Source organism: Pseudonocardia yunnanensis, from assembly GCF_039534065.1.
In the GTDB taxonomy this organism is placed as follows: Bacteria; Actinomycetota; Actinomycetes; order Mycobacteriales; family Pseudonocardiaceae; genus Pseudonocardia; species Pseudonocardia yunnanensis.
Window position 1 is genome coordinate 170,997 of record NZ_BAAAUS010000006.1, and the last position, 18,518, is coordinate 189,514.

Genomic DNA, 18,518 nt, shown 5'->3' on the forward strand with positions numbered 1-18,518 from the left:
ATACTCGGTTCAAAACGAACAGACGGCGGAACAGATGTCCCTTGATCACAATGAATTCCTACAGCTGAGCCGGATTGCGGATTTCACGAGAAGGAGTGATCCCGAGCTCGTCCGCAGGCTCGCTGCACCCATGGGGCCGCGCCGCCGACTGTGGACGACCAGGGCGTCCTCGGTCACCCTGGCGATCTGTGTGCTGCTGGGGCTGGTCGGACTCGTGACCGGCGTTACCGCGATCACTGTCGTGGGAGGGGTCACCCTGCTGACCATCTACCCGCTGCTTCTCATCGTGGCGAGGGAGCGGCCGCACCACCGGACCATCGGACCGGAGGGGAAGTAGAGCACGTTGGCCTGGGGACCGTTCATCAAGAAGCACTGGCAGACGGCGCTGCACTGGGTGGTGGTGGGCGCCGCTGTCGGCTACCTGGCCTGGTTGATTCCCGGACTGGTGGGCCAGGCGGACGAGGCCTTCGGTTCGCTCGACCACCTCCGCTGGGGATGGCTGTTCGTCGCGGTCCCGTTCGGCGTCTCGGCGCTGGTCGTGTACGGCGAGCTGCATCGGCAGCTTCTCCTCGTCGGCGGGGCGCGGCTGTCGGTCCCGACCGTCCAGGGCATCAACTTCGTCGAGAACGCGGTGTCCACCACGATCCCCGTGGTCGGCGGGGCCGGCGCCATCCTGTACGCGATCGACCAGCTGCGCCGGCGCAAGGTCGACTCGGCACTGGCCTCCTGGTCTGTGCTGGTGGCCGGGGTGATCGCCACCCTCAGCCTGCTGGTACTCGGTTCGGTCGGCCTCGGTGTCGTGGGCCGCATTCCCCTGGCCCTCGGCATAACAATTGCGCTGGTCATCGCGCTCGGCTCCGTGGGTGCGTGGAAGTTGCTGACCCATCCCGAGGTGTTGCGCCACGGCGTACGCGGGCTGGTGCTGGTGGCCCAATGGATCCCAGGGGTGTGCAAGACCTGCCGGTCCGCGTGGGCGGAGCGGGCCGACCAGGTCTCCCGGCGGCTGTCCGCCCGCCTCACGGTGCTGCAGCCGAGCGGCCTGCGCTGGCTCGGCCTGATCGCGATCGCGGCCTCGACGTGGGTGCTGGACTTCCTCAGCCTGGCCGCCAGTGTGGCGGCGGTGGGCGCTTCAGTGCCGTGGGGCGGGCTCCTGGTGGGCTTCCTGCTCGTGCAGGCAAGCATCGCCCTGCAGATCTTCCCGGGCGGCGCCGGGCTGGCCGAGACGAGCTTGCTCGCACTGCTGCTGGCCTCCGGCGTGCCCGCGGCGCAGGCAGCGGCCAGCGTGCTGATCTACCGGTTGATCACGTGGCTGGGTCTCGCGTTGATGGGCTGGCTGGTGTACGCGCTGTGGATCCACACCGCTCCACTGCATCTGCACCGCCACGCGCCCGAGCTCACTCCTGCGTGAAGCCGGAGTCGCGACCGTCCGTCGGCGTCGCACGGTCACCCTCTTCCGCGAGCGGGTGACCGCAACGCCAGCAGCGCTGCAGAGATTCCGGCGACGGCATGGCGCGGCACTCCGGACACAGCTGGTCGAGCCAGCACACGGAATCGCCCCCCTCGACGGGGCCGTCGAGATCCGACATGAGGCGATCGTAGAACAAGCGCGCGGCGTCGGAATGAGGAATTGTATGTGCTCCGGATTCCGGGCCCAATTCACCCGGGGCCCAAATCATCATGCTCTCGTGCATCTCGGGCCCGGATTGACGCCGTCGGCATCACCGACGAACCTGCGTGGGTGACCGACCCGTTCGACCTCGACCGCTTCGTCGACGCGCAGGACGACGGCGACACCTACGACCAGGCGTTGCGCGAACTGCGCGCCGGCCGCAAGCGCAGTCACTGGATGTGGTTCGTCTTCCCACAGATCGCCGGGCTCGGCCTGAGTGAGACATCCCGGCACTTCGCGATCTCCGGCCTCGCGGAGGCGCAGGCCTACCTCGCCCACCCGGTGCTCGGGCCGCGCCTCATCGAGTCGGCGTCGGCACTCAACGACCTCCACGGTGTGAGCGCGGTGCAGGTGTTCGGTCCGGTCGACGCGCAGAAACTGCGATCGTCGATGACGCTCTTCGCCCGCGCCGCGCCGGACCAGCAGGTGTTCCGCGATGTGCTCGCCCGGTATTTCGGAGGAGAGCCGGACGAGGCCACGACCAGCAGGATGTGATGCGCGGCGTTACGGCCGCAGCTACCGGTGGAGCCGGAGAAAGGACTCGGCACCGATCAGCCGGTTCACCACCGCCCATGTCCCGGGCCCGAAGTACGGTCTCGCGTCGGCCGTCGTGATCAGTTCGGGCCGGTCGAGCCGGTGGTCGACGCCCTTCCATGTGAGGACGCACTCGCCGGCCGCGAGGACGTTCTGTGCCCAGTTCGTGCGGGGGCCCCAGGGCAGCGCGACCACGAAGGCGTCAGCCGTGGCCCGCACGGCGACCGGCACCGACAGCGCCCGTCCTGTCTTGCGGCCACGGTGGTGCACCACCGCCCAGAGTGGGAAGAAGCGCCGCCCGGCCAGTGCGCGGGCGATAGGGGCGCTCGCCTTGGCCATCGTGGGCGGGGTGGATCGCGTCGTCGTCATGCTCGTGATCGTCCTGTCGCCTGCTGCGTCCCGCATCGGGGTCGCCCGGTAGGCCCGATGACGGAAATCCGTCAGGCGATGCCGCGGCGCAGCGCATAGGCCGTCGCATCGGCCCGGCCCCTCGCACCGATCTTGCGATAGAGGTTGGCGGTGTGCCGCTCGACGGTGTGCACCGTGATCCCGAGGCTGCGCGCGATACCTGCGTTCGACTCCCCGGCCGCCAGCAACCGGAGCACGTCCAGCTCACGAGCGGTCACGCCGTCGGCAGGAGGGGTGGCGGGCACCGCGGGTGGGACGACGTCACCACCGGTCAGGAAGCGGGTGACCAGCTCCAGGTCCCCGCGGGCGTCCGCCATGAACAACGTCGGTGACGAGCCGGCCAGCTCGACCAGCCGGCCGTGCGGGAGGGTCTCGGCGAGCCGGCGGGACACCTCCACCGGGATCTGCCGCTCTCCCTGACGGTGCAGGACGAGCGTCGGCGCGGCGACCTCGGGTAGGCGATCGGTGACGTCGATCCCCGCGGCGGCCGCGAACCACGCCTTGGCGACGCCCGGCGCGGCCGCGCTGCGGAACCCTTCCGCGACCAGGCGCCCCGACTCGCCCGCGGTCCACCCCAGCCAGGCGTGCGCAGCGGTGTCGGCGAAGAGGTCCCAGTCCTGGTCCACGAGCGACAGCAGCGCCTGGGTCTGCACCGGACTCATCGCGTCGCGCATCCGGGCCGCGCCGCCGAAGAGAACCATTCTCGTGACGCGCCGCGGATGCTCGGCCGCGAACGCGATGGCGGTCGCCGCGGAGTGGTAGTAGCCCAGCAGCGCCGTGGTCTCGAGCCCGGCCGCGGTGACCACCGCGTCCAGATCACGTAGGTGCGCGTCGAGGCCCAACTCGTTCGGGTCGATCCGGCGGTCGGAGCTGCCCATGCCACGCCCGTCGTACAGCACCAGGGTCATCGACCGCGCGAGGTGCTCGTAGGCGGCCCGCAGCACCGGCACCCGCCACTGGGCGCGCAGGTTGCCCAGCGACGGCAGCCACACGACCGCCGGCCCCCGGCCGAGCACCTGGTAGGCGATCGTCACGCCGTCGCTGGTGCGTGCGTAGTCCAGGTCGGGACCAGCCTCCACCGGAGGAGTATCCCGCCGGAAAACCCGAAGCGGACAACGGTGCACGGACGCTAGCGTTCCGACCCGGACATCATCAGCGGCCTCGGTGGGGCCGGACGGTGCGAAGGGCGGAGGAACGTGCGCGTTCAGCCGCTCACCTGGCGACGTCTGGCCGGACCGATGTCGGCCGCCGCCGTTGCCGTGGCCATCGTCGCGGCCGCCGCCGAGACGCTGGCCGCCGTCGTGGCCGGCCAGGTGGCCGCAGGCCCCACCACCTGGCTGGTCGGGCTGCTCGCCTGCCTGTTGGTCGGATCCAGCCTGCTCGACACCGCAGGGCGCACCGCCTTCTCCGGGGTCGTCGGGCGTGCCGAAGGCCGGCTTCGCGCCGACCTGCTGCACACCGCTCTCCACCAGCCGCTGCCGGCGCTGGAGGAGCTCGCCGTGGGCGAGGTGCTCGACCGCGTCGACGACGACGCCCGTCAGGTCGGCGTCCTGCTGCGCCGCACCGGATGGCAGCTGGGCCGCGCCGCGCTGCGATCGGTGCTGGCCTGGGTGGTCGCCGGGCTCGCGTGGTGGCCTGCCTGGATCGGGTTCCCGGTGGTGGGGCTGCTCGCCGTGGTCGTGGTGCGAAAGCTCACCCGGGTCGTGGCCGATCGCAAGGACGCCGAGGAAGCCGCGTGGTCCGACCACTCGGCCCAGCTGGAGGAGGCCATCGCCGGTCGGGACGATGTGCGCTCCTCCCTCGGCCAGCCGCACGTCGTGCGCCAGTACGTGCGGCTGGCACAGCAGGTGCTGCTCCGCGTCGCCGCCACGTGCTCCGCCTCCACCCAGGTCGGCCTGCGCACCGGCCTCGTGGTGCACGCCGCGCTGGCCGCACTCGCGGTGAGCGGCGCCGCGCTGGTCGGTGCGGGTCGGCTCGGAGTGGCCGAGCTTGTCACCCTCTGGCTGCTGGTCACGACCTTCGCCGGGCAGCTCAACCAGGTCACCAACCACCTGCCGGAAGTGCAGGCCGGCCTGGGCGCGCTGCAGCGGATCGGCGGGCTGCTGTCCGCTCCCCAGGAACCCGTCGGTGGCGCGCCCGTACCGGCCGGGCCGGCAGCGGTGGAGTTCCGGGACCTGACCGTCGGCTACCCCGGGGGCTTCGCCCTGCGCTCGGTCGACCTCACGGTTGCCGCAGGAACGACCTGCGCGCTGGTGGGACGCACCGGGGCCGGCAAGTCCACACTGGCCAAGCTGCTGTCGCGGGCGATGGAGCCGCCACCCGGCACCGTGTTCGTCGCCGGTCAGGACGTCTCGGCCACGGCGATCGAAGATCTGCGGCGGGCGGTCGGCGTGGTCACGCAGCGCACCGAGATCCTCGCCGCCACGCTCGAGGAGAACATCACCCTGTTCAGGGACGTCCGGCGCGCCGACGTCGAGGGGGCCGTCGAAGCCCTCGGGCTGACCGAGTGGGTCCAGTCCCTCCCACATGGCCTCGACACGCGGTTGGGAACCGGCGGCAGCACGTTGTCGGCGGGCGAGGAGCAGCTCGTCGCGTTCGCCCGGCTGCTGGTCCGCGACGTCGCGGTCGTGGTCCTCGACGAAGCCACGGCGCGGATGGACCCACAGACCGAGCGCCTCGTCACCCGGGCCGCCGACCGGCTGCTCACCGGCCGCACCGGCATCGTCATCGCCCACAGGCTGTCCACCACGCGGCGCTGCGACTCCGTGGCGGTGCTCGACCGGGGGCGCGTCGTCCAGCAGGGCCCTCGCGCCCGCCTGGCCGCCGAGCCCGGGCCGTTCCGCGAGCTGCTGGCCGCCTCCGGGGAGACCGAGCCTGCCGCCGACGCCGGGGTTCTGGTCAGCCGCGGTGAGCGCCGGGAACGCCCGCCGCCACCCGCGCCCGTCCCGCCCGGCTTGACCCGCACCGTTCTGGCGATGCTGCGCGCCTATCCGCGCTGGGGTGTGGTTGGTGCGTTCGGGTTCCTCGCCTCCTCGCTGCTGGGGTGCTACGGCGCGGTCACGGGGTGGCTGTGGGGCCTGGTGGTCACCTCCCTGGGGCAGGGCTCCACGCCGTGGGTCACAGCCGGTGCGCTCACGGTGTCGCTGCTGTTGGCCCCGGTGGCCATCGCGCTGGCCTTCCGCACCTACCCGCTGTGGTGGGGGGCGGTGACGCTGCGCATGCGCCTCGCCGTGATGCGCGGCCAGACGATGCAACGTCGTCTCGTCCGCACGCCTCCGGGGGAGGTCGTCGCCCGCGCGCTCGACTCGGACCGGTTGGTGATCTACGCCGACCGATGGGTCGACGTGATCAACGGGGTGCTCATCGTGCTGGTCACCGCCCTCGTCGGGCAGAGTCTGCTCGCCGGAGCGGTGATCGGTGGGGTCCTGGTGGTGTCCGCGGCGGTCTCGGCGCTGGGTGCTCCCCTGGCCGGATCGGCGGGCCGCGAGGCCGGGGATGCCCGCGCCCGCTTCGGCACGTCACTGGTCTCTGCCCTGGACGCGGCCCGCACGGTGAAGCTCGCCGCGGCGACGTCTGCGGTGCAGGCTCACCTGGCTCACGTCGACGCAGGCCGTGTCACCGCGGTGGTGCGTGAGAACCGGGTGCGCACGCTGCTCGACGGCGTGCCCGGCCTGCTGGTCCAGCTGGGTGTGGTGGTGGCGTGGACCGCGCACCTGACCGGGGTGTGGGGCCTGGCCACCGCGCTGCTGGTGAGCACCGCGGTGGCCGGCTCGGCCTGGTTCGGCACGGTGTTCGGCGCCGCGGTGACCGAGGTGCCCGTGGCCCGGCGCTGGCTCAACGCGGCGACGGACCTGTCAGGAGGCGCCGACCTGATGACCTTGCCGCCGGGCGTGGACTTCGCCTCCGGCACGGCACCGGCACCGCCCGTCGCCGGCCGGGTGCCGTTGAAGCGGCTCAGCCTGGAGGGCGTGACCGCCGTCCACGACGACGGCACGGTCGGCACCGACGGCGTCACCCTCGACATCGATGCCGGCTCCCTCGTGCTGCTGACGGGCCGGGTGGGCTCGGGCAAGTCCAGCTTGCTGGCAAGCCTCGCCGGGCTCGTCGACCACGAGGGCAGCATCCGGTGGAACGACGTCGAGATCGACGACCCGCAGCTCTTCCTCCGCCCGGGGCAGGTCGCCTACGTCGGCCAGGTGCCACGGGTGCTGTCGGGGTCCTTCGCCGACAACATCGCGCTCGGCCACGACCGCCAGTTCCAGGACGCCGTCGCGGACGCCCGGCTACAGCCCGATGTGGACGACGCCGGAGGCCACGGCGCGTTGGTCGGCCACCGCGGGGTGCGCCTCTCCGGCGGCCAGGTCCAGCGGCTGGCGCTGGCCCGGGCACTGGCCACCGAGGCGGAACTCCTGATCGCCGACGACGTCTCGTCCGCGCTCGACGCCCGTACCGAGGTGGAGCTGTGGGACGCCCTGCGCCGGCGTGGAGTGACGGTCGTGGGCTGCAGCTCCAAACAGTCCGCCCTGTCCCGCGCCGACTGCGTCGTCATCCTGGAGGAGGGACGGGTGGCCGCGACCGGCCCCTGGTCCCAGCTCTCCGGCCAGTGGGCGCACCTCGCGGGCTGACCCCGGCGAACTCCTGATCAGGACGGCATCGCCGTCCCGAACGGATTGTCGATCACGTACCGCCAGACGCCGTCAGCGCCGCGACGGGCGACGTCCGTGGCCGTGCCGTGGAGATCGACCGCGGTGCCATCCGGCGCGGTGCCGCGTAGGGACCAGTCGACGATGAGCAGTGCGATGTCGCCGGCGACGTAGACGTGCCTCAGCCGCGCATTCATGGGCAGTGCCATGTCGAGCAGGTAGGCATTCGCAGCCGACCGCTCAGGACCGGTCACCGGAAAGCCGGGGCGAGGAATCAGCACGCCATGAGGCTCGTACGCCTGCTCGAGAACGGCGGCGTCACCGTCGTTGAATGCGGCCAGGAATGTGGCCACGAGGTGAGCGGGATCGTCATGAGAAGTCGTCATGACCTCGATAGCGTATCGCAGCAAACCCTGCGAGGCTGGGTGCGTGACGACGGCGATCAACGATCCCTACCAGACGTTCGGCAAGGGTTACGGTCTTCAACGCCGCACGGACCCCCAAATCCAGACCCTGATCGACAACGCGCTGGGCGACGCCACCACCGTCGTGAACGTCGGCGCGGGAACCGGCTCCTACGAACCCGTCGGCCGTCGGGTGCTCGCTGTGGAGCCCTCGGTGACCATGCTCGCGCAACGTCCGCCCGGCGCGGCCCCGGCCGTACGAGCGACGGCGGAGGCAATTCCGCTCGCCGACAATGCAGTGGATGTCGGGCTCGCGATCCTCACCGTCCATCACTGGCCCGATGCGGAGAAAGGCCTCGACGAGCTCGTCAGGGTCTCCCGGCGCCAGGTCGTGCTCACCTGGGATCCGGCCATGATGTCGAGGTCGTTCTGGTTGATCAGCGAGTACCTGCCCGAGATCGGCCGACGCGAGGCCACCGCCGCCGCCATCGGCGTCGTCACCGCCGGGCTCTCCCGCCATCACGCGGAGGTCGAAGTCCGGCCCGTACCGGTCCCCGCAGACTGTGCGGACCGATTCCTCGCCGCGCACTGGCGACGCCCCCACGCCTATCTCGACCCGGCCGTCCGCGCGGCGTCTTCCGGTATCGCCGCTCTCCCGCCCGAAGTCGTCGACGCGGCAATGCAACACCTGACGGACGACCTGGCAGGCGGACGTTGGCAGCGGCGACACCACGACCTCCTCGAACGGGACGCCCTCGACGTCGGCTACCGCCTCGTGATCACCTGACGCCCGGTCGGAGTGCGGCAGCGCGGTGATCCTCGGAGAGGACGCGGCGCAACCAGTTGAGCCTGGCGGCGCGGGCCTCGCGCGCCAACGGCGCCTCGGGGATGACCTCGTCGAAACCGTGGCAGCCGCCGGGCCAGATGTGCAGCTCGGCCTGCCCGCCTGCCTGCCAGATGCGCGACGCGTAGTCGACGGACTCGTCGCGGAAGGTCTCGACGGCCCCGGCCTCGACGAACGCCGTCGGCAGTCCGGAGAGGTCGGTGGCGCGTGCCGGCGCTGCGTACGGGGAGACACCGGGTCCGCCGGCGGCGGGGCCGAGCAGGGCCGACCAGCCCGTGGCATTGGAGATGCTGTCCCAGACGCCTTCACCGACGAGCTCGGTGCTCGACGGAGTGATCGCGCGATCGTCGAGCATGGGGCAGATCAGCATCTGAGCTCTGACGCCGGGGCCTCCCCGATCGCGGGCGAGGAGCGCCATGGCGGCGGCGAGCCCGCCGCCGGCGCTGCCCCCGGCGATCACCAGCCGGTCGGGATCGATACCGAGCTCGCCGACGTGGCTGCCCACCCATTCCAGCCCCGCGTAGCAGTCCTCGACGGGCGCCGGGTGGGGATGTTCCGGCGCGAGGCGGTAGTCGACGCTGACCACCGCCATCGAGATCTCCGCCATCCACGCCAGTGCCCAGTCCACGCCGGTGCGGTTGGTGCCGGCGACCATCCCACCACCGTGGATGAAGTACAGGCCGGGCAGCCGGACGGCGGGGTCGCTGCCGTGCGGGCGCATGACGAGCAGGGGCACCTCCGCATCGCCTGCCGGCCCGGGGACAGTCATCTCATCTGCGTGTACGTGCCTCCGGATCTCCTCCAGGCTCAGCGTGTGGCCCGCTTCCGTCACCTCGCGCAGCCGGCCGATCAGCTCCGGAGTGATGGACGAGGGCAGTACCCCGTTGATCGCCACCAGCGCCGCGGCCACGTCGGGATCGAACGGGGGGTGGATCTTCGACATGTCCAGCTCCCTCAACGGATTCGGCGTGATCGTCGCCGGGCTGCGGTTTCCAGCAACATGACGATATTGCGCTGTTTGCACGCATCGAACTACTCCATTCGCTACGTCATGTAAGCAGTTCGTCTCTCTTTGTAACGAGTGTCCTTATTGCGCCGATGAGCCTCCCGCGCGACCCCGAATCGCGCGCCGACCTTCCCTTCTACCCAGTTTGGGGCCCAACTCCATGCGTTTTCGCAACGTCGCTGTCGCCGCTGTCCTCGCGGCGGGCGCCACGCTCCCCTTTGCCGGCATCGCCAATGCGCAGCAGGGCGATCGCGACTGCCCTGACTTCGCCAGCCAGGCCGAGGCCCAGGAGGCGTTGGACTCCCAGCCCGGCGACCCCGAGCGCCTCGACTCCGACGACGACGGCATCGCCTGCGAGAGCGAGTTCGGCGAGCCGACCACCAGCGCAGCGCCGACCACCACCGCTGCTCCCGCCCCCAGCGACGACGACGCCGAGGAGGCCCCCGTCGACACCACCGTCAATCAGGTGCGTGTCGTGCCCGAGGGTGGTGTCGACACCGGCGACGGCTCGACAGTCGGAGAGCCGGTCGACGGCGCGGCCCTGATCGCCCTCGCCGGTCTGGTCACGGTCGCCACGGCCGCGGCGGCCACCGGCCTGCGCGCGCACCGGTCCCGCTGACGCATGCCCGACCGCACGCACCATCACCCCCGCCGGGCCGCGCGCCGACTGGCGGGGATGGTGGCGCTGACACTCCTCCTGCTGGCCGGCTGCGGCGGCACCGTCGATCCGGATCCCGCCCCGTCGCCCGCGCCCGGCGCGACCGTGGATGCGGCCGCAGCGGCGCCGGGTTCCGTGAGACCCGTGCTCGCCGCATCGCACCCCGACCGGCTGCGCATCCCGGCGATCGACGTCGACGCCGGCGGCCTGATCGACCTCGGTCTGCAGGCCGACAGGACGATGGAGGTTCCCGCCGACGGCACCACGGTCGGCTGGTACACGCAATCCCCGAGCCCGGGTGAACGCGGACCCGCCGTTCTCGCCGCTCACGTCGACTGGAACCACGAGAAGGGCGTCTTCTTCGACCTCCACCGGCTCGAACCCGGCGACGACGTGATCGTCGACAGGGCCGACGGGTCGAGCGCGACGTTCGAGGTGCAGCGGGTCGCGCAGTACCCGAAGGACCGCTTCCCCGCCCAGGAGGTGTACGGCGACGTGCCGGGCGCCGAACTGCGCCTGATCACCTGCGGCGGCGACCTCGACCGCGAGGCCCGCAGCTACCGCGACAACATCGTCGTCTACGCGGCCCTCGTGAGCTCGGCCTGACCGTCCGGGACGCGGATGTATCAGCGTCCCGGCCGCGCCGCTCGGTAGTGATCAACAGGGTCATTCCGGTTCGAGCACGGGGGGAATGCTGTGGCTGTTGACGAGGAGACCATCCAGCGGGAGACCCGCAAGGCCTCAGCCCGCGCACGGCGGAGTCTCAAACAGGCGAGATCCCAGGTAGCGGACGCCCAAAAGGCGTTCAAGGAACTCGTTACGTGGCGTTTTGATCAGCTCGGCAAGTTGCTGGAAAAGCACAAGTCGCACGCGAGCCATTACAAGGAGCTGCAGGCGGCGCTGAAAGGCGTGGAAGCAGCAATTGCTCGCGCCGAAGCCGCATGTGACGCGCTCGATGCCGCTCCCAAGTCGTAGATCTGGGTAGTTCGGCAGGGGCTAGAGGTTGTGGCCGCCGGACACCGCGATGTCCTGACCGGTGATCCAGCGGCCCTCCTCCGAGAGCAGCATGGCGATGACCATGCCGACGTCTTCGGCATCGCCGACGCGACCGAGCGCGGTCTGCGCAGCGAGCTGCGGGATCACCTCGGGGTACTTCGTGAACGCGTCATCGGCGAGGCGGGTGCGCGTCGGGCCGGGCGCGACCGAGTTGACGCGGATGCCGCGGGTGCTGAACTCCTTGGCCATGTACCGGGTGAGCACCGTGAGACCGCCCTTCATCGACGCATAGGCCGAATACCCGGGCTCGACGCCGGTGACGAGCGCGCTGGTGCTCGTCGTGTTGACGATGGCGCCGTTGTCCTCCAGCAGCGGAAGAAGCGCCTGGGTGAGGAAGTACGGACCTTTGAGGCTGACGCGCATGAAGGCGTCGAACAGTTCCTCGGTCGTGTCCTCGAACATGCACATCTGCCCGAAGCCGGCGTTGTTCACCAGTGAGGTGAAGGTCCTGGCACCCCAGGTCTCGGCGAGAGCCTCTGTCACGGCGTCCTTGAACATCGGAAAGCTGTGGCTCTCGCCGACGTCCAGCGGGAGCGCGACGGCCGTGCCGCCGAGCTTCTCGATCTCGGCCACGGTCTCCAGGCCGCCTTCCTTGTTCCTGCCGTAGGTGAGGATGACGCCGAAGCCACGCTTGGCCAGCTGTATGGCCGCGCCCTGCCCGATGCCTGAGCTGGCGCCGGTGACGATTGCGATGGACATGATGTGCCTCTCCGCTTGATGGATGCGCCGCCTTCGGCCCGGATTTCCGGGGTCTCGATCGCAGCGGCGCTGCTCGTCAAGCGAAGCAGCGCAGGCGCGGAAAGCTGTAGGGCAATCCTCCCGGGCTCTTGCACAATCCTGCTTTTGTCGCCAGAAGCAGGCTGGGCGTTGCCACGGGTCGGTGCTTGGATCGACCCATGCTCCTGGACGAGTTGCGCGCGCTCATCACCCGGCACGCGCGCGAGGACGAGACCACGGCGATCGACGGCGTGCTCGTGTCGGTGGCGGAGGAGCCTGCCGCGCCGACCGCCTCCACGTCCGGCACCGTGCTGGCGCTCATCGCACAGGGAGCGAAGCGCCTTGTGCTCGGCGATCGGGTCCTCGACTACCGCGCGGGGCAGTATCTCGTAGCCTCCGTCGACCTTCCGGTCACCGGCCAGTTCACCGAGGCCAGCCCCACGGAACCCGCACTCGGATTCGGGCTCACGCTGCGCCCGTCCGTCATCGCGGAGCTGCTCCTGGACCCTGCCGCGGGTCAGTTGCCACGCGGCCACCGCGCTGCCGCGGCCCCGCCGGGTATCGCGGTCAGCAACGCGTCGTTCGAGCTCATCGATGCCGCCGTGCGCATGTTGCGGCTGCTCGATCGACCCCGTGACCTGCCCATGCTCGCCCCGATGATCGAACGCGAGATCCTCTGGCTGCTGATCACCGGAGAACAAGGTGCCACCGTCCGCCAGCTCGGCCTCGCCGACAGCAGCCTCACCCACGTCAACCGGGCCGTCCGCTGGATTCGGGACCACTACGCCGAGACGATCCGTGTCGACGACCTCGCCCGCCTGTCACAAATGAGCTCGTCGGCCTTCCATCGCAGCTTCCATGCGGTCACCTCGATGAGCCCGATCCAGTTCCAGAAGCAGATCCGCCTGCACGAAGCCCGCCTGCTCCTCGTCGTACGTCCCGACGACATCGCCGGCGTCGCCTACACCGTCGGATACGACAGCCCCTCACAGTTCAGCCGCGAATACCGTCGCCGCTTCGGCACGCCGCCGAGCCACGACGCCACGCGCCTGCGCACCTCGATCTGAAACCGGACCACATGAGGTCGAGCGGAGGTCATTCCGCGTGGGAGTGGCGATTCTCGTGCTTACGCACCGCGAAAGCGTGGGCGACGGTGAGCAGTTCCTGCACGAGGCCCAGCGTGTGCTCCCCAGGGTTCAACACACATACCCAGTACTGCGCCCCGTAGACGGGATGCGGCATCACCTGGTCCATCGCGGTGTAGTCGAACGACTGCTCGAGAGGGCCCGCACCGTCGCGGCGGGAGGGCGGAGCACCGAAGCGCGCCACGTACTCGGCCTTCGGCAGTCCGATGTTCAGCCGGTACGCCGACGGCCGGTCGAGTTCGGAGACCTGGTCGTACCGATCGCCCGTGACGATCGTGGCGAACGGGAAGCGCCGGTCGTCCGGCTGGTCGCGCGGGTCGTACATGAAGAACGAGTCTCCGGATGCCCGGACCTCGACCACACCCTCGAAGCCGTCCACGACATACGCGGCCATCGCATCGGCGTCCACTCGGAATCCTTTCAACGTCCAACCGGTACAGCTTCAATTCTCTCATTCAATTGCTTATTGAGACTTCGCCACGAAAACCACAGGACAGTGCACTGCGCTACGCGGAAAACCCTCAACTGCGAGGACAGCCCATATGCTCACCGCGTGGTCAGCGCTCGATCAGCGGGAGAACCGGAGGGCCGGTGGCGTCTGGTGGAGCTGGCCCGGATGGCGGGAGTCTCGCCCCAGCAGGTGCGCAACTACATCGACACCGGTCTCCTGCCACCCGTGGAGCGCACCGCGAGCGGCTACCGGATCTTCACCGCGCGGCACGCCGAGGCACTCGTGGCGGTTCGGCAGGTCGCGGCGGGCCACGGTTGGGAGCGAGCCCGCATCATCATGAACGCGGTTCACGAAGGTGACGTCGCTGGCGCGCTTGCTGCCGTCGATGCCGGGCACGCCGATCTCACGCGGGAGCGGGCCGGCATCGCGGCGGCCGCCGAGGCGTTCGCCGCCGCGGCGACCGCCGATCCGCCGCCGTCGTCGCGCCGGAACGCGCTCATCGGACAGCTCGCCCGCGCCATCGGGGTGCGCCCGCCCGTGCTCCGGCTGTGGGAGCAGCGCGGCCTGCTGTATCCCATCCGCGACAAGGCCACCGGCTACCGGATCTTCGAGCCGGCAGAGCAGCGCACGGCGCACCTCATCGCGGTCCTGCGCCGCGGCAACGTCCCCTTCGCGATCGTGCACCCCGTCGTCGAGACGATGCGGGCCACCGGCAGCACCACCCGCGCGCTGGCCGAACTCGCCCGCCGCGACAAGGAGATCCAGCAGGCCAGCAGGAGACGCCTGCAGGGCTCGGCCGCGCTGTTGGCCTATCTCGACCACGAGAGCGGCGACGCACAGCGACTCACCGGGCCGCCGCAATGACCCGGTCCGGCCTCTAACCTGTGCCGGTGACCATGGAGCTGATCCTTCTGTCGCGGGTGGCGTTCCGCGGTCAGGAGATCAGCAGCCCGCGGATCCGAGCCCTGATCGCGCTGCTCGCCGACGATCTGCGCACGGGCTCCAGCACCTCCCGTCTCGTGAACGGACTCTGGCCCGAGGAGCAGCCCGAGAACCCGACCAAGGCGCTCCAGGTACTCGTCTCCCGCGCCCGTGCGCAGCTGGGTACGGAGGTCATCCTCAGCACGCCCACCGGCTACCGGCTCTCCCTCGGTGAGGAGCAGGTCGACGCTTCGGCCGTCCGGCTCCACGCGGCGGCGTCCGCCCAGCACTCCCGCGACGGCGACCACGCCACGGCACTCGCAGAGGCGCAGGCGGGGCTCGGCCTGTGGGACGGCGCAGGCGACGGTGTGCCGGCCGACCCGGTGTCGGCCCTGCGCACGGAACTCATCCCGGCTCACCGGTCGCTGGCGCGGACCCGTGCACTGGCACTCTCCCGGCTGGGTCGCCACGCCGAGGCGCTCGACGGCCTGACCGGTCTCCTGCGGGAGCAGCCGCGTGACGAGGAGGTGCTGCTCGAGCTGCTGCGCTGCGAAGCGGCGACGGCGGGTCCGTCGGCCGCTCTGACCAGGTACGACGCCTACCGCCGCGGGCTGCGCGACGAGCTCGGCAGCGATCCCGGGGCGCCGCTGCAAGCGCTGTACGACCAGCTCCTGCAGGGCGCGGCACCCCAGGTCCGCCGCGGTGTCGTCCACGAACCCAACCCGCTGCTCGGCCGTGACGACGACGTCACCGCGGTGCAGGCCCTGATCCGCACGTCCCGGGTCACGTCGATCGTCGGGCCGGGCGGACTGGGCAAGACCAGGCTCGCGAACGTCGTGAGCCGGCGGGCGGAGCAGCGAGTCGTGCACGTCGTCGGGCTCGCCGGTGTCACGTCGGACGACGACGTCGCGGCCGAGGTCGCATCGGCACTCGAGGCCGACGAGACCCGGCGGCGCGCACTCGGCTATCACGCCCTCCACCCTGACCTCCTCAGCAGCCTGCTCACGTCGCTCGGGACCGGCCCCACGCTGCTGGTACTGGACAACTGCGAGCACGTCCTCGACGGAGCCGCGGAGCTCGTGCAGACGTTGGTGGCGATGACCGGCGAGCTGCGCGTCCTCACCACGAGCCGCGCGCCGCTCGGCCTCTCGTCGGAATCGGTGTACGCGCTGCCGGAGCTGGACCTGCCGACGACGGTCGAGCTGTTCCGTCGCCGCGCACGGGCCGCGCGGCCCGGCGTCGACCTGCCTGCCGAGGCCGTGACGGAGCTGTGCCGGCACCTCGACGGGCTGCCGCTCGCCGTTGAGCTCGCCGCGGCCCGGGTGCGGGTGCTGTCGGTCGCGCAGATCGCCGGGCGGCTCGAGGACCGCTTCGCGTTGCTGCGTGGCGGCCCCAGGGACGCACCGCAACGGCACCGCACCCTGCACGCCGTGGTCGGCTGGAGCTGGAACCTCCTCGATCCCGCAGCTCAGGCCGCGATGCGGACCCTGTCGATCTTCCCCGACGGATTCGGCGCCGAGGCCGCGCAGCATCTCCTGGACGACGACGACGCCCTCACCGTCCTGGAAGACCTGGTGGAGCAATCTCTGCTCAAGGTCGTGGACACGGCCATGGGCACGCGTTTCCGGATGCTCGAGACGGTGCGTGAGTTCAGCGCGGCCCGCCGCGAGGAGGCCGATGAGGACGCTCACGCGGTCACCAGGTTCCTTGCCTGGGCCTGCGACTTCGGCGTTGCCCAGCACGAATCGCCGTTCGGAGCCGACCCCATCGGCGCGGCGGCCCGGATCCGCACGGAGCAGGACAACCTGCTGCAGGCGATACGGCTCGGGCTGGCCCGCGACGACGGCGCCACCGTCGCCGCTGCCGCGGCCGTGCTGGCCGTGCTGTGGCTCGTCGAGTCGAACCACGGTCGGCTGACGGCGCTGACCGAGGAGACCAGCTGGATTCTGTCGCACTTCCATCCGGCGCCCGAGCTCGTCGAGGTCACGCGGACCGCCGCGGCGATCTCCGCCGCGGGCACGTTCATGATGGAGGGACTTCGCGCGGTACGCCCGCTGGTCGTCCTGCGCCGGCTTCCGCCCGCCCGACCGGACACGCCGGCGCGTGCCGTCGCGGCGTTGTTGCTGCAGGCCCGGCAGCTGGCGGACCACACGGTGCTCGATGCATTCTGCGCGGATCCCGAGCCGTGTCTCGCCGGTATCGCAAGCGGCGTCGCCGCCTACCTCCGCGACCACGAGGGCGATCGGCCCGGTGCCATCGCGGCCGCCGAAGGGATGCTCGTCGCCTTCGATGGTCCGGCGACCCCGTGGCTGCGGGCAATGGCTCACGCCCGGCTGTGCGAGCTGCTCATGCAGGAGGAGCGCGCACCCGAGGTCCGCCACCACCTGGAGGAGGCCAAGCTCCTGGAGGAGCTGGGACTGTTCGAGGACGGTATCCGGTGGTCCCGGGTGATCGCGGACCTGCAGCTCGGGGACGTCGACGAGGCGGAGCGCTCGTGGAAGGAGGCGAGCTCCGACATGACGGAAGAGGCGGCCCCGCCCTTCCGGGAGGACCTCGCAACGCACGCGGAGATTCTGCTCATGCGAGGCGAGGTCGACGCCGGCCTGGAGCTCTGGCGCTGCACGGTCGAGCGACTGCGGGAGGCCGGGGGCGAGCCGATCGGACTGGGACCGTGGCTGGCCGAGATCCTCGCCACCACCGTCGTCGCCCATGCCCAGCACGGCAGGCTCGATCTCGTCGAGGAGATCACCGCCGAGCTGCCGCGAACGCTCACGACGATGCTCGCCCACCGCACCGATCCGCAGCCGACGTACTACGTGGAACTTGCAGTCCACGGAGCGCTCCTGCTCGCCCTGGGCATGGTGGACATCGACCGCGGCAGGCGGAGCGGCGACCGCGACGCCACGGCGTCCGGGGTGCGGTTGGTCGCTCTCGCGGAACGGTTCCACTTCGTCCGCACCTTCCAGCCGACGATGTCCTCCGTTCGAGCCCGCACCGCGGCCGAGCAGGCCGACGCGGCGGGGTACGCCGATGCGGTGGCGGCGTTCGCGGGGCTGGATCGCGACGAACTGCAGGCCACCGCCCTCCGCGTGCTGGCGGAACGGCCCTGATCTCGCTACCGCTCGTCGGGAACCGGCGTTGCGGTCGCAACCCGTGTGCGGGCTGACGGCGGCTTCATCAGGTGCGCAAGCAGCTGGAGCCGTTCGTAGGACGGGGACCCCGGCTCCGCGTGGTACGTGATCAGCATCTGGTCGGGCGCGCTCGGCAGCGCGAGCTTCTCGTAGTGGAGATCGAGCGGGCCGACCTGAGGATGCAGGAGTCCGGTGACCCCGCTCGTCCTGAGGCGGACGTCCTGGCGAGCCCACAGCATCCGGAATCGTTCGCTGCTCAGGCTGAGTTCGCCGATCAGCTCGGCGAGCCTCGGGTCGTCGACACCGGCCCCGACGATCGACCGCAGGTATGCGACGGTCTTGGCGGTCATCTCGTCCCAGTCGCGATAGAACTCGCGCATCTCCGGTTCGAGGAACGCCGCACGCAGCGGGTTGACACCCGGCGCGAAGAACGGGGAGAGCGCCACGGCCATCGCGTTGGCGGCCAGCACCGTCATGAGACGACCCTGGACGAGCGCCGGGGTGGTGGTCCAGTTGTCGATCAAGCTCTGGACGCTCGGGCTGACCCGCTCCGGCCGGGGAGGTCTACGCCGGCGTGTCCGCCCGGAGCTGGCGAGTTCGTGCAGGTAGGTCTCCGCGTCGGCGTCGAGCTGCAGTGCGCGGGCGAGACCGTCGAGGACCTGCTCGGACGGGTGGCGGTCCCGGCCCTGCTCGAGGCGCAGGTAGTACTCGGCGCTGATCCCGGCGAGCAGCGCCACCTCTTCCCGTCGCAGACCGGGAACCCGCCGGCGGGCCCCCACGGGCAGCCCTACCTCGTCCGGGCGCAGCCGCTCACGGCGTACCCGCAGGTACTCACCGAGTTTGCTGCTCATCACCACACCGCCAGGCTAGAAGCCATTGAGCGCCGCGTCCTGTTCCTGCTGGTACTAGTGGCCTGAGGGACTCACCGTCG

The 18,518-nt window shown here is 70.8% G+C and carries 18 protein-coding genes; 11 read left to right on the forward strand and 7 right to left on the reverse strand.

Annotated features, from left to right (window positions below):
* Positions 1–34 precede the first annotated feature (34 nt).
* From ABD743_RS07045 to ABD743_RS07055, 3 genes are all read left to right on the forward strand, one after another.
* Positions 35–337 (forward strand): DUF3040 domain-containing protein, encoded by a 303-nt coding sequence (locus tag ABD743_RS07045; RefSeq protein ID WP_344720007.1) that lies wholly within the window; start codon positions 35–37, stop codon positions 335–337.
* A gap of 6 nt (positions 338–343) precedes the next feature.
* The gene (locus ABD743_RS07050; RefSeq protein ID WP_344720009.1) at positions 344–1,408 is read left to right on the forward strand and encodes a lysylphosphatidylglycerol synthase transmembrane domain-containing protein; all 1,065 of its coding nucleotides are present in this window, start codon (positions 344–346) and stop codon (positions 1,406–1,408) included.
* A gap of 330 nt (positions 1,409–1,738) precedes the next feature.
* On the forward strand, positions 1,739–2,164 hold the full coding sequence (locus ABD743_RS07055) for a DUF1810 domain-containing protein (RefSeq protein WP_344720010.1): 426 nt from the start codon (positions 1,739–1,741) through the stop codon (positions 2,162–2,164).
* A gap of 21 nt (positions 2,165–2,185) precedes the next feature.
* On the opposite strand, the gene ABD743_RS07060 is transcribed toward ABD743_RS07055, so the two are convergent.
* Both ABD743_RS07060 and ABD743_RS07065 read right to left on the reverse strand, forming a co-directional pair.
* Complete coding sequence (locus ABD743_RS07060) at positions 2,186–2,572, reverse strand: PNPOx family protein (protein ID WP_344720012.1); 387 nt, start codon at positions 2,570–2,572, stop codon at positions 2,186–2,188.
* Positions 2,573–2,643: 71 nt separating this feature from the next.
* A complete protein-coding gene (locus ABD743_RS07065; protein WP_344720013.1) occupies positions 2,644–3,690 on the reverse strand; it encodes an alpha/beta fold hydrolase in 1,047 nt (348 codons plus the stop codon).
* A 117-nt stretch (positions 3,691–3,807) separates the two neighbouring features.
* Here ABD743_RS07065 and ABD743_RS07070 point away from each other — a divergent pair, with 117 nt between their 5' ends.
* The gene (locus ABD743_RS07070; RefSeq protein ID WP_344720015.1) at positions 3,808–7,236 is read left to right on the forward strand and encodes an ATP-binding cassette domain-containing protein; all 3,429 of its coding nucleotides are present in this window, start codon (positions 3,808–3,810) and stop codon (positions 7,234–7,236) included.
* Positions 7,237–7,253: 17 nt separating this feature from the next.
* On the opposite strand, the gene ABD743_RS07075 is transcribed toward ABD743_RS07070, so the two are convergent.
* Entirely contained in the window at positions 7,254–7,640 is a 387-nt protein-coding gene (locus tag ABD743_RS07075) for a YybH family protein (protein ID WP_344720017.1), read from the reverse strand.
* A gap of 43 nt (positions 7,641–7,683) precedes the next feature.
* On the opposite strand from ABD743_RS07075, the gene ABD743_RS07080 reads away from it, so the two are divergent.
* Complete coding sequence (locus tag ABD743_RS07080) at positions 7,684–8,445, forward strand: class I SAM-dependent methyltransferase (RefSeq protein ID WP_344720019.1); 762 nt, start codon at positions 7,684–7,686, stop codon at positions 8,443–8,445.
* Here ABD743_RS07080 and ABD743_RS07085 read toward each other — a convergent pair.
* A complete protein-coding gene (locus ABD743_RS07085; RefSeq protein WP_344720021.1) occupies positions 8,438–9,445 on the reverse strand; it encodes an alpha/beta hydrolase in 1,008 nt (335 codons plus the stop codon). The genes ABD743_RS07080 and ABD743_RS07085 overlap by 8 nt on opposite strands.
* 223 nt (positions 9,446–9,668) lie before the next feature.
* Here ABD743_RS07085 and ABD743_RS07090 point away from each other — a divergent pair, with 223 nt between their 5' ends.
* The 3 genes from ABD743_RS07090 to ABD743_RS07100 all read left to right on the forward strand — a co-directional run bounded on the left by ABD743_RS07090 (position 9,669) and on the right by ABD743_RS07100 (position 11,141).
* Positions 9,669–10,127 (forward strand): excalibur calcium-binding domain-containing protein, encoded by a 459-nt coding sequence (locus ABD743_RS07090; RefSeq protein ID WP_344720023.1) that lies wholly within the window; start codon positions 9,669–9,671, stop codon positions 10,125–10,127.
* A gap of 3 nt (positions 10,128–10,130) precedes the next feature.
* Positions 10,131–10,772, forward strand: a complete 642-nt coding sequence (locus tag ABD743_RS07095; protein ID WP_344720025.1) for a class F sortase — start codon at positions 10,131–10,133, stop codon at positions 10,770–10,772.
* 90 nt (positions 10,773–10,862) lie between these two features.
* The gene (locus tag ABD743_RS07100; protein WP_344720026.1) at positions 10,863–11,141 is read left to right on the forward strand and encodes a hypothetical protein; all 279 of its coding nucleotides are present in this window, start codon (positions 10,863–10,865) and stop codon (positions 11,139–11,141) included.
* 21 nt (positions 11,142–11,162) lie between these two features.
* On the opposite strand, the gene ABD743_RS07105 is transcribed toward ABD743_RS07100, so the two are convergent.
* Positions 11,163–11,921 (reverse strand): SDR family NAD(P)-dependent oxidoreductase, encoded by a 759-nt coding sequence (locus tag ABD743_RS07105; protein ID WP_344720027.1) that lies wholly within the window; start codon positions 11,919–11,921, stop codon positions 11,163–11,165.
* Between the two features lie 197 nt (positions 11,922–12,118).
* On the opposite strand from ABD743_RS07105, the gene ABD743_RS07110 reads away from it, so the two are divergent.
* Complete coding sequence (locus ABD743_RS07110; protein WP_344720029.1) at positions 12,119–13,006, forward strand: AraC family transcriptional regulator; 888 nt, start codon at positions 12,119–12,121, stop codon at positions 13,004–13,006.
* A gap of 28 nt (positions 13,007–13,034) precedes the next feature.
* Here the strand turns inward: ABD743_RS07110 and ABD743_RS07115 are convergent, their stop codons facing one another.
* Positions 13,035–13,493, reverse strand: a complete 459-nt coding sequence (locus tag ABD743_RS07115) for a DUF6194 family protein (RefSeq protein WP_344720031.1) — start codon at positions 13,491–13,493, stop codon at positions 13,035–13,037.
* 144 nt (positions 13,494–13,637) lie between these two features.
* Between ABD743_RS07115 and ABD743_RS07120 the strand changes: the two genes are divergently transcribed.
* Positions 13,638–14,399 carry a MerR family DNA-binding transcriptional regulator gene (locus tag ABD743_RS07120; RefSeq protein ID WP_344720033.1) on the forward strand — a complete coding sequence of 254 codons (762 nt, stop codon included), beginning with the start codon at positions 13,638–13,640 and terminating at the stop codon, positions 14,397–14,399.
* Between the two features lie 32 nt (positions 14,400–14,431).
* On the forward strand, positions 14,432–17,566 hold the full coding sequence (locus tag ABD743_RS07125) for an ATP-binding protein (RefSeq protein WP_344720735.1): 3,135 nt from the start codon (positions 14,432–14,434) through the stop codon (positions 17,564–17,566).
* Between the two features lie 5 nt (positions 17,567–17,571).
* Here ABD743_RS07125 and ABD743_RS07130 read toward each other — a convergent pair whose 3' ends face one another.
* Positions 17,572–18,438 (reverse strand): helix-turn-helix domain-containing protein, encoded by an 867-nt coding sequence (locus ABD743_RS07130; protein WP_344720035.1) that lies wholly within the window; start codon positions 18,436–18,438, stop codon positions 17,572–17,574.
* Between the last annotated feature and the right edge of the window lie 80 nt (positions 18,439–18,518).

What these genes read in the sequence shown, in the direction of transcription:
- ABD743_RS07045 (WP_344720007.1), top strand. Translation starts at nt 35, where the DNA reads ATGTCCCTTGATCACAATGAATTCCTACAGCTGAGCCGGATTGCGGAT.
- ABD743_RS07060 (WP_344720012.1), bottom strand. Translation starts at nt 2,572, where the DNA reads ATGACGACGACGCGATCCACCCCGCCCACGATGGCCAAGGCGAGCGCC.
- ABD743_RS07075 (WP_344720017.1), bottom strand. Translation starts at nt 7,640, where the DNA reads ATGACGACTTCTCATGACGATCCCGCTCACCTCGTGGCCACATTCCTG.
- ABD743_RS07085 (WP_344720021.1), bottom strand. Translation starts at nt 9,445, where the DNA reads ATGTCGAAGATCCACCCCCCGTTCGATCCCGACGTGGCCGCGGCGCTG.
- ABD743_RS07090 (WP_344720023.1), top strand. Translation starts at nt 9,669, where the DNA reads ATGCGTTTTCGCAACGTCGCTGTCGCCGCTGTCCTCGCGGCGGGCGCC.
- ABD743_RS07095 (WP_344720025.1), top strand. Translation starts at nt 10,131, where the DNA reads ATGCCCGACCGCACGCACCATCACCCCCGCCGGGCCGCGCGCCGACTG.
- ABD743_RS07105 (WP_344720027.1), bottom strand. Translation starts at nt 11,921, where the DNA reads ATGTCCATCGCAATCGTCACCGGCGCCAGCTCAGGCATCGGGCAGGGC.
- ABD743_RS07110 (WP_344720029.1), top strand. Translation starts at nt 12,119, where the DNA reads ATGCTCCTGGACGAGTTGCGCGCGCTCATCACCCGGCACGCGCGCGAG.
- ABD743_RS07125 (WP_344720735.1), top strand. Translation starts at nt 14,432, where the DNA reads ATGGAGCTGATCCTTCTGTCGCGGGTGGCGTTCCGCGGTCAGGAGATC.
- ABD743_RS07130 (WP_344720035.1), bottom strand. Translation starts at nt 18,438, where the DNA reads ATGAGCAGCAAACTCGGTGAGTACCTGCGGGTACGCCGTGAGCGGCTG.